Source organism: Pseudomonas boreofloridensis (assembly GCF_030580795.1).
GTDB lineage: Bacteria > Pseudomonadota > Gammaproteobacteria > Pseudomonadales > Pseudomonadaceae > Aquipseudomonas > Aquipseudomonas boreofloridensis.
In genome coordinates this window covers 1-12,773 of sequence record NZ_JAUQOQ010000022.1, presented here as the reverse complement: position 1 = coordinate 12,773, position 12,773 = coordinate 1, and the positions used below count along the sequence as shown (strand labels likewise).

The following is a 12,773-nucleotide window of genomic DNA, read 5'->3' as shown; positions in this document are numbered from 1 at the left end:
ACCTGGCGGGGCCAAGGGTAACGCTGGACGTCAACGCAGCTTCATCGCTTCGCCTCCTTTTTCCATGACCTTCTTGGCACTGTCGAGGAAGCCGTTGGTGACCTCGCTCACCGTATCGGCGAACAGCTTGGTCATGTCCGCGGAGGTCTTGACTTGCAGCATCATCGCCTGGCGCTCCTCCATGCCGATCTGCATCGCGAACTGTTGCTCCATCAGTTTCTGCTGACGGGATTGCATGTCGTCCAGGTGCGCCTGCTCCGAGCTGGGTACGGGCGGCGGTGTCGTGCGCTCGGACTCGGCCGGGGGCCGCGCCCCAGGCGAATGAGACCTGGCCCGCGCCGCACGGGTGTCATCTCGGCTGCGGGTTCGACCGCGCTGATGCAGCGCCGGCGGCGCCGAGGACGAGCGCCCTCGCGCTTGCAGGCTCTGGCTGCTGCGCGTGTGTTGGGCCTCGATGGGTTGCTGAGTCAAGGAGGGTGAAGAGGATGACGGGGGACTATGCACCCCGTGCAGGGCACCTGCGCGCCCGACAAGGCTCGGATCAGGAGGCATGGACAATCTCCAGTGAGTGGTTGGGGTCACCGAGTCGGCAGCGCAAAGGCGGTCCGACTCCTCTGCTGAGTGGCAGCGCCGCGTTGGTCGGTTCCACCCACCGGCTCAGCGCCGGTCCAGCTCGGGAATCTCGATCACCTCGTCCTTGGCTTCATCGTCGAGCTCGCGCAGCACGCGGTAGATATGCGCCACAGCCTGGAGGGTCTCGCGGGGGATGAATGCGCCGACGTCCTCACGGTAGATCGTGCGCGCCAGCCAGATGCACTGGATCACCGGCACCCGCGCCGCCTTGGCCCGCTCGATCAACGCCCGGGCTTCGGCGTCCACGCCCTTGACGATGAGCTGCGGCAGCGCCGCGTCCTCGGGTCGGTAGCGCAGGGCGACGGCGAAGTGGGTGGGGTTGACCACCAGCATGTCGGCCTCTTCCACCGGCTTGGCCTCAGGCTCGGCGGATTGTGCGACCAACTGCCGGGCCAGGTTGCGGCGGTGCATCTTGACGTGCGGGTCGCCCTCCATTTCCTTGAACTCCTTGCGCACCTCTTCCTCGCTCATGCGCAGGCGCTTGGCGAAGAAGTACTTCTGCAGGCCGAAGTCGACGATGGCCAGCACCAGCAACACCGCCAGGCAGGTGTGCATGATGTGCCGGAACAGGCTGGCCAGGCCGCGCCAGTAGGTGGGCAGGTCGCTGTTGACCAGGCTGACCAGCGCCCCGAGCGCCGGCAGCGTGACCAGGTACAGCACGGCGGCGATGAACACCGCCTTGACCAGCCCCATGAACAGGTTGATCAGCGCTTGCCCGGAAAACATCTGCTGCGCCTGGTTCACCGGGTTCAGGCGATTCGGGTCTGGCCGCAGGGCCTCGGGGGAAAACAGGAAACCGAACTGTATCCAGCCCGCCACCAGGCGCGTGGCGATCGCCAGGCCCACGGTCATCAGGGTGAAGCTGAGCAGCACGCCGCCGGCATGGGCGAGGGTTTCTTCCAGGGCGCGGGTGAAGTTCACCGCCAGGCGGTGCAGCGGGAAGGCCACCAGGTCTTGCAGCGTCTGCAGGCTGTCCTCGGCCAGGGTCAACGCCACTTCGGTGATCACCGCCAGCACCATCAGGCTGCTCAGGTCCTGGCTCTGGCCGACCTGGCCTTTGTTGCGGGCATCGCGAATCTTCTTCGGCGTTGCGCTCTTGGTCTTTTCGCCACTGTCTTCGCTCATGGGTCAGTCCTGGGTCAGGGCGTCTGCAACAGCAGGTCGAGCAGATGCCGCACTTCGCCATAGCGCAGCAGCCGGCCTGTCATCGCGTCCCACAACGTGGGCAGGTAGAACAGCAGAAAACCCAGGCCGATCAGGCTCTTGGCCGGCATGGCCAGGATGAACACCTGCAGTTGCGGGCTGTACAGGCTCAACAGCGCCAAGCTGGCTTCCACCAGCAACAGCAGGCCAATGAACGGCGCGGCATAGAGCAGCATGTGCATGAACATCTCGCCGAGCAGGCCGAGGAACACGCCGAAGCCTTCGGCACCGGGCAGCGGAAACCAGGTGGTGGGCGACCAGACCAGGTAGCTGTCCCAGATCACCTGGGTCAAGGTGCCGATGCCCAAGGTGGCGACCAGCAGCAGGATGGTCATCTGCTTGAACAGGTGGCCCAGGGGCGTGGTGTCGGTGCCCAGCGACGGGTTCAACTGACCGCCGATCAACGCCCCGCGCTGGTTGTCGAGCAAGGCGCCGACCGACTCGTACAGCCAGAACGGCATCGCCAGCAGCACCCCGAGCAACAATCCCAGGATCAGTTCCTTGAGCATCAGGCCGCCGAGGGTCAGCCAGTTGACCTGGGCGTCGAGCAGCGCCTGGCGGATGCCGGGGGCGGGCAACATGGCCAGGGCGAAGACGATGGCATGGCGCGGCAGACCACGCAGGTGCTGAAAGCAGAACACCGGCACCAGGTACGCCACCGGGTAGATGCGCGCCATGCCCAGCGCCACCGACAGCAGCAGGTCGAAGTAGGGCAGCAACGCCGAGCTCGCCATCAGGTGTTGGCCATCATTTCAAAGGCCCGGCGCAGCAAGCCGAGCAGTTCCCCGCCGACCCAGCGGCCGGTGACCAGCAGGGTCAGCCCCACCGCCACCAGCTTGATACCGAAGGGCAGGGTTTGGTCCTGGATCTGCATCAGGGCCTGCACCAGCGAGGTCAGCACCCCCACCAGCACCGCCACGATCAACGGCGGCGCCGAGAGCAGAACCACCAGCAACATGCCTTCCTTGAACAGCGTCATCGCGTCCATCGCCGGGCCTCAGAGGTAGGAATAGAAAAGGCTGTCCAGTAACTGCGTCCAACCCTGGGCAAGCACGAAGATCAGCAGCTTGAGCGGCAACGAGATGGTCATCGGCGCCACCATCTGCATGCCCAGCGCCAGCAGCAGGTTGGAGACGATCAGGTCGATGACGATGAACGGGATGTAGATGAGAAAGCCCATCTGAAAGCCCGCCTCCAGCTCCGACAGCATGAACGCCGGGATCAGCAGCATCAGGTCGTCGCGGCTGGCCTGTTCGGCGCGCTCCTTGGGCCACATGCGCTGGGTGTTCTCCAGCAGGTGGGTGAGGATGTCCGGGTTGGTGTTGCGCGACATGAAGGCTTGCAGCGGCTTGAGCGCGTTCAGGGCCGATTCCTGCAACGCCTCGCTGTGGCTGAAGTCCAGCGGCCGCTCCTTGAGCGCTTCGGCCACGTTGTGGCCGACCGGCGCCATGATGAACAGCGTCGCCGCCAGGGCGATGGCGTACAGCGCCATGTTCGGTGGCACCTGCTGCACGCCGATGGCGTTACGCGCGATGGTCAGCACGATGGCGATCTTGAGGAACGCGCTGCAGATGATCAGCAGCAGCGGCACCAGGGAAATGCCGCCGATGAACAGCGCCAGCAGGAAGGGGTCGACCCCCTGGAAGCTCATCCAGCCACATCCATGCGCACGATCTGCAGGCCCAGGCGGCCGTCGATCTGCACCAGCTCGCCCTGGGCCAGCGGCTGTTCGCCATGGAACAGGGTGGCTGCCCCCGCCGCCACGCCATGCACCTGCAGCACGGCGCCGGGGGCCAGGTTACGCAGCTCGCCCAAGGTCAGGTTCAGGTGACCGCAACGCACCGTCAGCGCCAGCGGCAGCGCGTCGAAGCGGTCCGGGTGCTCGGCCCCAGCCTGCTGTTCAGTTGCTGAGGCTTGGGCGTCGTCAGCGCTGTCGGTCTGGGCCAGGCTGGCCGGGTCGAAGGCCCCGGCGTCCTGCTCGTCTGCGCCGTAGTGGGCGGTGTCGTCCCAGTCGGGCGTCAGGATATCGGTGTCGGGGGTGTCGTTCATCTCGGTCTCCTCAAGCGCGAGTACGGTCAGGTGCAACGGCGCGGGGTGCTGCTGCGCCTGCACCTGCAAGCAATGCCGGCCCAGGCGAACCTGGCCGTGGCCGGCTGAATCGAACAGGGCGGTCTCGGGAATCACCACGTCGCCAGGACGCAGGGCGGCGAGCTGACCGCTGGGCAACGTCAGGTGCCCGAGCAACAGCGGCACGCGCACCCCGAAACCTTCGCTCCAGGGCGTGGCCTGGCGCTGCCAGGGGGCGGCGTCGAGCAGGCCCAGCAGGGTCTGCCCAGGCAGCCGCAGATGACTGGCGACGCGCGCATCGCCAACGCGCACGTCGAGGCGGCAGGCAATGCCCTCGACCTCGCTCGCGGCCAAGGGCTTGAGAAACCCGAAGGCCTCGCGCAACGGCGCGCTCAGCACCTGATGGAACAGCGACCAGAACCAGTCGTCAGCCGGCTCCGGCTCGGCGGGCACCACCACCGGGCACTCACCGAACAGGCTCAGCACCGGGCCGGGCTCGCCCAGGGCGAAGGCCCCGTGGGCACAGGCGAACACCGCAGGCGCTGCGCCGCTGGGACCGTTGCCCAAGGTCAGCGTCAACGCCCCCGCCTCGCCCGCCACCTCGAACGGCAACTCGACGCCCGCCCCCAGCCGCTGCCGGGCGGCGGCCTCATCAGCGCTGACCGATGGCAGCGACAGTGCACAGGCACGCATGTCAGTAATCCTCTTCAATGCGTGCCACCTGCACGCTGATCGGTTGGCCCAGGCTCTGCGCCAAGGCGTCTTCGAGGTGGCCACGGCGGCTCGCCAGGCGCGCCTGTACCGTCTCGTTCTCGCCGCTCAGGCCGATGTCCCAGCCGGGCCCGGCCTCCTGCCGTCGTGCCAGCACCTTGATCCGTCCCAACTGCGGCAGGTGCAGCAGCAGGTCCAAGTGCAGGTCTTGGGTAGCGCGCAAGCGCGGCGTGAGCTGATCGACGAACGCTTCCACCTCGCTGCCCTCCAGGCCCGTCGAGGCCGAGAGCGAATGTGCCCCGGCGGTGTCCTGGTGCAGACCGCCGTCCACCGCCTCGACCCATTGGCGGAACCAGTAGCCATCGCTGCGAGCGATCGACGCTTCAGGATCGCGCTCGGCGCCGGGGGCGTTGTCGCGCGAAGTCGAGCGCGCCACCCGGCTCGCCTGGGCCGGCGCCGGTTCGGCGCCGCGCAACGGCGGGCGACCCAGTGCCGGTGGCGGCTCACGCCGAGGCAGCGGTGCATGAATCACGGGACGTTCATTCATCGCCGGTCTCCTGCCCCAGGCGCGCCATCAGTGCCTTGAGCTTTTCCAGGTCGCGACGCCGTCCACTCAGGCGTTGCTGCGCCGCGTCGGTGTCCTGGGCCTGACGTGCCTGGGCAGCCTCCAGTGCCTGCACGCGTTGGGCGTGTTCGGCCAGCTCGCCGATCAGGCGGCGCTCCTGGGTGCTCCAGGCGTTCAACTCGACCACGCTCAGCGCGCGCCCGCGATGCGCGTCGCCCAAGGCCGCGCGCTCGGCCATCTGGCGCTCGCGGGCGGTCTGCAAGTGCGCGCGGGCGGCGGCGGTTTCGGCTTCGCATTCGCGCAGCCGCTCACGGGCCTGGCGCCAGGCCCGCTCGGCCTGGCCTTCGCGGTGACGACGCACCGGCACCAGGGCTTGCACGTCAGCCCGGCACATAGGCGGTCAACTGCTGCAGGTGCGCGAGGGTCGAGGGCAGCGGCTCCGGCTCGCGCAGGTCCTGGCGCAGGAAGCCGTCCAACGCGGCGCGCGACTCCACGGCCAGGTCGGTCAGCGGGTCGGCGCCAGCCTGGTACTCGCCCAGGCGCAGCATCAGCTCGATCTGGTCGTAGGCCGACAGCAGCCGCCGCAGGTTGACGCCGGCCCGCAGGTGTTCGCCGTCGGCCACGTTGACCAGGGTGCGCGACAGGCTCGCCAGCACGTCGATGGCCGGGTAGTGACCGCGCTCGGCGAGCGTGCGCGAGAGCACGATGTGGCCGTCGAGCAAGGAGCGCACTTCGTCGGCCACCGGATCGTTCATCGAGTCCTGCTCGATCAGCACGGTGTACAGCGCGGTGATGGCGCCGTCGTTGCTCAACCCGGCCCGTTCCACCAGACGCGGCAGCAGGCTGTAGACCGACGGTGGCAGGCCGCCGCGGCCCAGCGGCTCACCGGCTGCCAGGCCGATTTCACGCTGCGCACGGGCGAACCGCGTCAGCGAATCGATCAGCAGCAGCACGCGCTGGCCTTGGGCACGAAAGCCCTCGGCCAACGCCGTCGCCGTGAACGCGGCGCGGGCGCGCTCCATGCTGGAGCGGTCGGAGGTGGCGCACACCAGCACCGCGCGGGCACGCAGTTCGTCGTCGAGTTCGTGATCGAGGAATTCGCGCAGCTCGCGCCCGCGCTCGCCGATCAGGCCGAACACGATGACGTCGCACTCGACATTGCGGGCGATCTCGGCCAGCAGCGTGGTCTTGCCGCAACCGGCACCAGCGAACAAACCCACGCGCTGGCCTTCGCCGAGGGTGAGCGGTCCGTCGATCGCCCTAACGCCGGTGGTCAGCGCGTGCTGGATGCGCGGCCGAGCGGTGGGCGCAGGCGCTTCGCCGATCACCACCGAGGCGTGCAGCACCGACGCATCGGCGAACGCCCCGACACCGCCGTCGAGCAGTGGCCGGCCAAAGCCATCGAGCACCTGGCCCAGCAACTGCGGCCCCACCTGCACCCGGTGCGGCATGCCCAGCGGCTGCACCGCCGCGCCAACGCGCACGCCTTCCAGGCCACCGAGCGCACTGAGCAAGGCGTCGTGCTGGTCGAAGCCAACGATCTCGGCCAGCAGCGGCTCACGAGCATCGCGCTCGACCTGGCACAGATCGCCGATCTGCGCCTGGGGCAGGCGGCATTGCAGCAGGATGCCGTTGACCCGTTGCACCCGTCCGCGCACCGCGACCGGCGAAAAGCGCTGCAGGCGTGCGTACTGGTCCGTTTCCCAGGCCTGCAGACGGGCCGCTGCGGCGTGTGTCATCACCAGGTGACCTCGTAGCGCTGGTCACCTTCGAAGGTCACTTTGTCGTTGCCGATGGCGGTCAGGCGCAAGCCATCGATCTGGTCACCGAGAAACAGCCGGCGACCGTCGGAGGTGACCACGTGGCCACGCTTGCCACCGACGATCTGGGCGATCTGGAACGGCAACTGCGTGAGGTGCTCCTGCACCTTGGCCAGCACCTCGACCGAGGGTTGATAGCGGTCGTGGAAGCGCTGCAGCAGGCGCTCGACCACCGCCAGGCGCTGGCGCGGCAACTCGCCCACCAGCACCAGCCGATCGCCCTGCGACTCGACCCGTACCTGGGTGGCCAGGTCACGCTCCTGGAGCATGCGCTCCAGTTGCAGACGCACCGTCGCCACGCTGTCCAGCGCCACCTTGCTGCGCGTGAGCGGCGGCGTCGGGCTCACGGCCACGGGCGGGGTCGGTTGACTGGTGAAGGCCCAGGCACTGGAGGCCACGGTAATCACCGCCGCCGCGATGGCCAAGCGCCTGGACCACGAGGGCCGCGCCGCCGCTTTCGGGCTGAGCGCACTGCCCGCCGCCGACGCAGCACTGTCCAGGGCCTCCGGCGGCCACGGCTGGTCGGCCGAGGCGAGGCACAGCCAGATGCCGGCGACGGCAAACGGCACATCGACCGGCAGTGCCTGGGCCGGCGCCCAAGGTTGGCCCTGGGCGTCGCACACCGCGCCGTCCAGCGGTTCCAGCCGCCACTGCTGATCGCTGCGTTGCAGGCACACGTGGCGGGTGCAGATGCCAGGATCGTAGAGCGCCAGATCGGCCTCCTCGGCCGCCCCCACGACCCATTCGTCGCCCACCAGGGGCAACGCCGCACCCCGGTGCAGACCACTTAAAACGCGCAGCTCGAACATGGCCAATTTCCTCACCTGTTATCGGCAGGCCGCCCGCAAGCGCCTGCCTTCGTTGTATGCAATGGTCTTGTGACGCGACTGGCCCTCAGGCGGCCGCTTCCACCTGCAAGTGATCCTGCTCCAGGTCGAAACGGCCCAGGACGTTGACCTGGGCGTTGCTGTGCAGCTCGCTGTAGGCGAGCACCGGGACGTGGTTGAATTCGTCGCGCAACAAGTCGCGCAGCGGCGCGCGCAGGTCCTGGGCCACCAGCAGCACGGCCACGCGCTTGGCGCGCAGGGGGAAGCCTTCGCGCAGTTGCAGCACCAATGCCCGGGTGTGCCCGCTTTCCAGGGCGAAGAAGGTTTCCGTCTGGGTCTGGCGCAGCGCCTCGCGCAGCAGCGTTTCGCTTTCCGGGGTCAGCAGCCAGGCATGCAGGCCCTCGGCGTCGCGGTACTGGTGATAGATCTGCGACTTCAGGGCGATGCGGGCGTAGTCGGTCAGGGCGCCGACGTCGCGTTCGTGTTGCCCGTGCTCAATCAGCGACTCGGCGATCAGACGCACCGCCCGCAGCGGCACGCCCTCCCCAGCCAGGCGTTGCAGCACGGCGGCGAAGCGCGCCAAGGGCATGGTCCGCTGCAACTCCTGCACCAGCTCTGGCTGGCCCGCTTCGAGCCAGCTGAGGATCGACTTGCTTTCCTGCAAGCCCAGGAACTGCGGGCCGGTGGCGAACATGGCGCGGCTCATGCGCTCCACCAGCAGTTCGCTGGCCGATACCGCTTCCACCTGCTCGTGCGCCAACAGCGGATCGTCGGGCAGCAACCACAGCCACTGCTGCTCGTCGCGCACCTCGCTGCCCACCTGCGCCTGGCGCGGCTCGAACGGCAGCGGCCCGCGCGCCACGGCCACGCGCTCGCCGAAGGTGGCACGCAACATCGGCACCTCGTGCACGCAGAAACGACACTCGTCGTCCTCCAGCAGCGCGCTGTATTCGATCTCGAAGGGCGGCAAGGTCAGGCCGAACCCGGCCACCAGGCCATTGCGTTTCTTGCGCAGGGTCTGGATCGCCCCGTCGGTGGCCGGGTGCCCCTGCATGGCCACGGAGAACTGCAACAGGTAGGCGCGGGTCGGGTCGAAGCTGCGCAGGTCCTCGGCACCGTTGTCCTCGGGCGCCACCGCCGTGGGCGCGTCGTCGCCCTGGCGCGCCTGCCGGGCGCGGGCATACAGCTGGACGACCCCGGCGCTGCCGGTGATCAGGGCGATGACGATGAACACCAGCGTCGGCATGCCGGGCAGCGCAGCGAAGCCCAGCATGCCCACCGAGGCGATCACCCAGGCCTTGGGCTCGGCGGTCAACTGGCTGGCGATCTCCTTGCCGATGCTGCTGCCGGCCGGCTGCCCCTCCGGCGATACACGGGTGATGATCATGCCGGCGGTGAGGGAAATCAGCAGTGCAGGAATCTGCGCGATGAGGCCGTCGCCGATGGTCAGCACCGAATACAGGTGCATCGATTCGGCGGCGCCCATGTCGTGCTGCATCATGCCCACGGAGAAGCCGCCGATCAGGTTGATCACCACGATCACCAGGCCGGCGATGGCGTCGCCCTTGACGAACTTCATCGCCCCGTCCATCGCGCCGAACAGCTGGCTTTCCTTGTTCAGCTCTTCGCGGCGGCGACGGGCTTCGCTGACATCGATCAGGTTGGCGCGCAGGTCGCTGTCGATGGACATCTGCTTGCCCGGCAACGCGTCCAGGGTAAAACGGGCGGCCACCTCGGCCACGCGCTCGGAGCCTTTGGTAATGACCAGGAAGTTGACCACGGTGAGGATCAGGAAGATCACCAGGCCCACGGCCAGGTTGCCGCCGACCACGAAGTTGCCGAACGCCTCGACGATATGCCCGGCGTCGCCCTGGAGCAGGATCAACCGGGTGGTGGCCACAGAGAGCGCCAGACGGAACAAGGTGGTCAGCAGCAGCACGGCCGGGAATGAGGAAAAGGCCAGCGGGCGCGGCAGGTACAACGACAGCACGATCAGCAGGCAGGAGATGCAGATGTTGATGGCGATCAGCACGTCGACCACCGAGGTGGGCAACGGCAGGATCAGCATGAACACGATGCCCAGCACCACGAATGCACCGGCCACTTCGATGCGCCGCACCGCCGCGCCCGCAGCGCGGTTCAACAGGGCGATCATGCGAACACACCTTTGATCGGGGCGGCGGTCTGTCCGCGCGTTTCGCCACGGGAGCGCTCATCGAGCAGCACCAGCACCGTCTTCAGCGCACTCTGGCGGCTCTTGCCGTCGCGCCAGAGCGCCAGCGGCAGGCGCTTGAGCATGGCGTACAGGCCGTTGAGCGACACCAGTTGATCGCGCTCCTGTTCGCCACCAAGTTCACGGCCTATGCGGCGCACTTCGGCCGCCGACACACCACTGGCCGCCATCCCGAGCAGGCGCTGCAGCAACAGCACCGCCGTGAGCTGACTGGCCGGGCAACCGTCGGCCAACTGCTCCAGCAATTGCCGGCAGCTGTGCAGCACGCTGCCCAGTTGAGTGGAGACGGCCAGGCCGATCAGCAATGCCCGCAGCTTGGCGGTGGGGCTCGACGGGGTCTGCGCGGCGATGTCGTCGGCCAGGGCGCGGCGCATCATGTCCAGGCCGGAGACGAACGCGGTTTCGCCGAACAGGCCGAGCAGCGCCTGCATCATGCTCGGCAGCGACTGCTTGAGCACCACGGTGTCGTAGTAAAGGCGGCGCACGGCCTGGCGCAACTCGGGGTCGCCGCCAGCGGCGCGCAAGGCCTCGGCGATGTTCATGCCGGCCTGGATCTGCGCGCCATATTGCTCACGCAGCCGTTGCAGGTAGTCGCGGGCGCGCTGGGCTTCGACCTTGCGCCCTTGCGCCTCGGCCTCGCGCAGCACCTGCTGCAGGATCAGGTCGGTGCGGGCCGGATCTGCGCCGCTGGCCTGCACCAGGTCTTCGAGCACCGGCTCGCCGTAGAGCAAGGCGCCGACCTGGGCGGCCATGGCGCTCAGGCTCAGCTTGCCGGGATGACCGAGCTGGTCGTACCACTCTTCCAGGCGCTCGCGCGTTTCGATCCGGGTCTGGCCCACCTCTTTACGCGCACTGCGAATGCGCCGCTGGCTCAGGGCCTTGGTGCTGCGCTCCACGTGATGGCTGAAGGTCATGCCGACCTCCTCCATCGAACTGGACTGCACGGCCTGCTGCGTTGGCGCTGGCGTGCTCAGTTGCGCCAAGGCCGAAACGGCCTGGGCCAGTGGCACGGCACTGCGCATATGTCTCGGCGCTTCTACTTTCATGATGACCATGAGCGTGGTTTCGGATGCTCAGTGGGTGGCAGCACTTCGGCGTTCGGTTCCATCCTCCCCAACGGCTTTTTCAGCGCCTTTCGCCGGATGGCGATGGCGGGCATTTTTACGCGGCCGGGCGGTGCAAATTCTTGCAGTAGCGCTGGGCTGGCCTGTGCAGCGGCCTGCACGAACCGTATGCAACCGTAAAAACAAAATCGTTATTTATCAGTTGCTTATTGAGTAATTTGGGTTTGGCACAGGTTCTGCTGATAGGGCTTGTCGACATCGGATCGACGTTATGCACCTATCAGAGGGATTTACTGATGGCTTGTCTGAACTTCGCGTCAACCCAGAACACGTCCGCGCCCGGCATCACCTTCGGCGAGCAGCGCAAGCTGCGTCTGTTCATCCAGAAACGCGTGCTCAACCAGGACGACGCCGATGACCTGATCCAGCTCACGTACCTGGAGGCCTGGCGCAATCAGGAGAAATTCAAAGGGCTGGCCAAGCCGGACACCTGGCTGTGCGGCATCGCCTTGAATCTGATCCGCAACCATTTCCGCCGGTACTACGCGCAGCCGCCGCTGTGCGCCTTCGATGAAAGCGAATGCCACGAAATGAGTGACGACATCGACCTGGGCGAGCAGTGCGACCATCATCGACTGCTGGACCGCACGCTGACGGCCATGGACGCGCTGCCCAAGGAAATGCGCGAAACCCTGTTGACCGCCGTGGACACCGAGAGCAGCTACCGCGACGCCGCCGAGCGCCTGGGCGTGCCGATCGGCACCGTGCGCTCGCGCCTGTTCCGGGCCCGCGAACACCTCAAGCGCAGTGTGTTCGGGGAGGCTCGCGCATGATCGCCAACCGTTTGAACAGTCGCTCCGAGCTGCCCCCTGGGGTGCGTCGCTACACGCCCGAGGACCTGCCGACGATGACCGCGATCTTCAACGAAAGCGCTCTGGGGGGCACCAGCTCCCCCGTGCTCAGAGCGTTTTCCCTGGAGGAAATGACCTTCTTCGTCGACTGCTTCGTCAAGGAGGGCGATCCGATCTATGTGCTCGAACGCGGCGGCGAGGTGGTCGCCTGGCTGATCGTCAATCGCTTCAGTTGGGGCGCCCAGGCGTGCCGGCTGACCGGCGAGGTGTCGATCTACGTGCGCCACGACCACGTCGGCAGCGGTGTAGGCATACGCCTCGGCCAGGCCGCGGTGGTGCTGGCCCGACGCTACGGCTTCGAGACGCTGGTGGCCTGGATCATCGAGCATAACGCGGCGAGCAAACGTGGCGTGCAAGGGCTGGGGGCCGCGCAATGGGGGCGCTTTCCTGGCATCGCCCGCTTCGCCGAGCTGCGTGCGGATGTGGTGCTCTACGGGCTGCACCTGACCTCGGAAACTTCTACAGACTCCGGTGTGCGTGTGGAGCAGGCTTGTCGGGCGGATGGCACGGGCTTGATCCGTGATCGCGCGACACCCCCGCCCCCAAGGGCAGCCAGTGCAGGACCCGACAGCCCGCGCTGAAGCCTAGTTCGAGTCACTGTCCGGCTCAATTCCTGCAATCTCGCACGCCCTCGTGGGAGCGGCCTTGTGCCGCGATTGGAGCGCGCAGCGGTCCCAGGTTTTCTACTTAACCGCTGCCATCCTCGGGACCGCTTCGCGGTCCAATCGCGACACAAGGC

At 67.4% G+C, this 12,773-nt stretch carries 14 protein-coding genes; 2 read left to right on the top strand and 12 right to left on the bottom strand.

The window, feature by feature from the left end:
• Positions 1-30 precede the first annotated feature (30 nt).
• The 12 genes from Q6A47_RS20385 to sctW all read right to left on the bottom strand — a co-directional run bounded on the left by Q6A47_RS20385 (position 31) and on the right by sctW (position 11,114).
• Positions 31-471 (bottom strand): type III effector, encoded by a 441-nt coding sequence (locus Q6A47_RS20385; protein ID WP_304485207.1) that lies wholly within the window; start codon positions 469-471, stop codon positions 31-33.
• A gap of 186 nt (positions 472-657) precedes the next feature.
• Complete coding sequence (gene sctU, locus Q6A47_RS20380; protein ID WP_039580522.1) at positions 658-1,758, bottom strand: type III secretion system export apparatus subunit SctU; 1,101 nt, start codon at positions 1,756-1,758, stop codon at positions 658-660.
• 14 nt (positions 1,759-1,772) lie between these two features.
• Positions 1,773-2,570 carry a type III secretion system export apparatus subunit SctT gene (sctT, locus tag Q6A47_RS20375; protein ID WP_304485206.1) on the bottom strand — a complete coding sequence of 266 codons (798 nt, stop codon included), beginning with the start codon at positions 2,568-2,570 and terminating at the stop codon, positions 1,773-1,775.
• Positions 2,570-2,824, bottom strand: a complete 255-nt coding sequence (sctS, locus tag Q6A47_RS20370; RefSeq protein WP_029613975.1) for a type III secretion system export apparatus subunit SctS — start codon at positions 2,822-2,824, stop codon at positions 2,570-2,572. Before sctS ends, sctT begins: the two co-directional genes overlap by 1 nt.
• A 9-nt stretch (positions 2,825-2,833) precedes the next feature.
• Complete coding sequence (gene sctR / locus Q6A47_RS20365) at positions 2,834-3,487, bottom strand: type III secretion system export apparatus subunit SctR (protein WP_029613974.1); 654 nt, start codon at positions 3,485-3,487, stop codon at positions 2,834-2,836.
• On the bottom strand, positions 3,484-4,596 hold the full coding sequence (gene sctQ, locus Q6A47_RS20360) for a type III secretion system cytoplasmic ring protein SctQ (RefSeq protein ID WP_304485205.1): 1,113 nt from the start codon (positions 4,594-4,596) through the stop codon (positions 3,484-3,486). The genes sctR and sctQ overlap by 4 nt, the downstream gene beginning before the upstream one ends.
• Position 4,597: 1 nt before the next feature.
• A complete protein-coding gene (locus Q6A47_RS20355; protein WP_304485204.1) occupies positions 4,598-5,161 on the bottom strand; it encodes a type III secretion protein in 564 nt (187 codons plus the stop codon).
• A complete protein-coding gene (gene sctO, locus Q6A47_RS20350; RefSeq protein WP_304485203.1) occupies positions 5,154-5,573 on the bottom strand; it encodes a type III secretion system stalk subunit SctO in 420 nt (139 codons plus the stop codon). Before sctO ends, Q6A47_RS20355 begins: the two co-directional genes overlap by 8 nt.
• Positions 5,560-6,918 carry a FliI/YscN family ATPase gene (locus tag Q6A47_RS20345; RefSeq protein ID WP_304485202.1) on the bottom strand — a complete coding sequence of 453 codons (1,359 nt, stop codon included), beginning with the start codon at positions 6,916-6,918 and terminating at the stop codon, positions 5,560-5,562. The genes sctO and Q6A47_RS20345 overlap by 14 nt, the downstream gene beginning before the upstream one ends.
• On the bottom strand, positions 6,918-7,808 hold the full coding sequence (locus Q6A47_RS20340; RefSeq protein ID WP_304485201.1) for an FHA domain-containing protein: 891 nt from the start codon (positions 7,806-7,808) through the stop codon (positions 6,918-6,920). The genes Q6A47_RS20345 and Q6A47_RS20340 overlap by 1 nt, the downstream gene beginning before the upstream one ends.
• Positions 7,809-7,893: 85 nt before the next feature.
• Positions 7,894-9,981: a type III secretion system export apparatus subunit SctV gene (sctV, locus tag Q6A47_RS20335; protein ID WP_304485200.1), complete on the bottom strand. Its 2,088-nt coding sequence runs from the start codon at positions 9,979-9,981 to the stop codon at positions 7,894-7,896.
• Positions 9,978-11,114 carry a type III secretion system gatekeeper subunit SctW gene (gene sctW / locus Q6A47_RS20330; RefSeq protein WP_304485199.1) on the bottom strand — a complete coding sequence of 379 codons (1,137 nt, stop codon included), beginning with the start codon at positions 11,112-11,114 and terminating at the stop codon, positions 9,978-9,980. Before sctW ends, sctV begins: the two co-directional genes overlap by 4 nt.
• A 305-nt stretch (positions 11,115-11,419) precedes the next feature.
• Here sctW and Q6A47_RS20325 point away from each other — a divergent pair, with 305 nt between their 5' ends.
• Positions 11,420-11,956: an RNA polymerase sigma factor gene (locus tag Q6A47_RS20325; RefSeq protein WP_029611911.1), complete on the top strand. Its 537-nt coding sequence runs from the start codon at positions 11,420-11,422 to the stop codon at positions 11,954-11,956.
• Positions 11,953-12,615: a GNAT family N-acetyltransferase gene (locus tag Q6A47_RS20320; protein ID WP_116889339.1), complete on the top strand. Its 663-nt coding sequence runs from the start codon at positions 11,953-11,955 to the stop codon at positions 12,613-12,615. The genes Q6A47_RS20325 and Q6A47_RS20320 overlap by 4 nt, the downstream gene beginning before the upstream one ends.
• Positions 12,616-12,773 lie beyond the last annotated feature (158 nt).

Excerpts from the sequence above, each read along its gene's own strand:
- sctU (WP_039580522.1), bottom strand. The coding sequence starts at position 1,758 with ATGAGCGAAGACAGTGGCGAAAAGACCAAGAGCGCAACGCCGAAGAAG.
- sctT (WP_304485206.1), bottom strand. The coding sequence starts at position 2,570 with ATGGCGAGCTCGGCGTTGCTGCCCTACTTCGACCTGCTGCTGTCGGTG.
- sctS (WP_029613975.1), bottom strand. The coding sequence starts at position 2,824 with ATGGACGCGATGACGCTGTTCAAGGAAGGCATGTTGCTGGTGGTTCTG.
- sctR (WP_029613974.1), bottom strand. The coding sequence starts at position 3,487 with ATGAGCTTCCAGGGGGTCGACCCCTTCCTGCTGGCGCTGTTCATCGGC.
- sctQ (WP_304485205.1), bottom strand. The coding sequence starts at position 4,596 with ATGCGTGCCTGTGCACTGTCGCTGCCATCGGTCAGCGCTGATGAGGCC.
- Q6A47_RS20355 (WP_304485204.1), bottom strand. The coding sequence starts at position 5,161 with ATGAATGAACGTCCCGTGATTCATGCACCGCTGCCTCGGCGTGAGCCG.
- sctO (WP_304485203.1), bottom strand. The coding sequence starts at position 5,573 with ATGTGCCGGGCTGACGTGCAAGCCCTGGTGCCGGTGCGTCGTCACCGC.
- Q6A47_RS20345 (WP_304485202.1), bottom strand. The coding sequence starts at position 6,918 with ATGACACACGCCGCAGCGGCCCGTCTGCAGGCCTGGGAAACGGACCAG.
- Q6A47_RS20340 (WP_304485201.1), bottom strand. The coding sequence starts at position 7,808 with ATGTTCGAGCTGCGCGTTTTAAGTGGTCTGCACCGGGGTGCGGCGTTG.
- sctV (WP_304485200.1), bottom strand. The coding sequence starts at position 9,981 with ATGATCGCCCTGTTGAACCGCGCTGCGGGCGCGGCGGTGCGGCGCATC.
- sctW (WP_304485199.1), bottom strand. The coding sequence starts at position 11,114 with ATGGTCATCATGAAAGTAGAAGCGCCGAGACATATGCGCAGTGCCGTG.
- Q6A47_RS20325 (WP_029611911.1), top strand. The coding sequence starts at position 11,420 with ATGGCTTGTCTGAACTTCGCGTCAACCCAGAACACGTCCGCGCCCGGC.
- Q6A47_RS20320 (WP_116889339.1), top strand. The coding sequence starts at position 11,953 with ATGATCGCCAACCGTTTGAACAGTCGCTCCGAGCTGCCCCCTGGGGTG.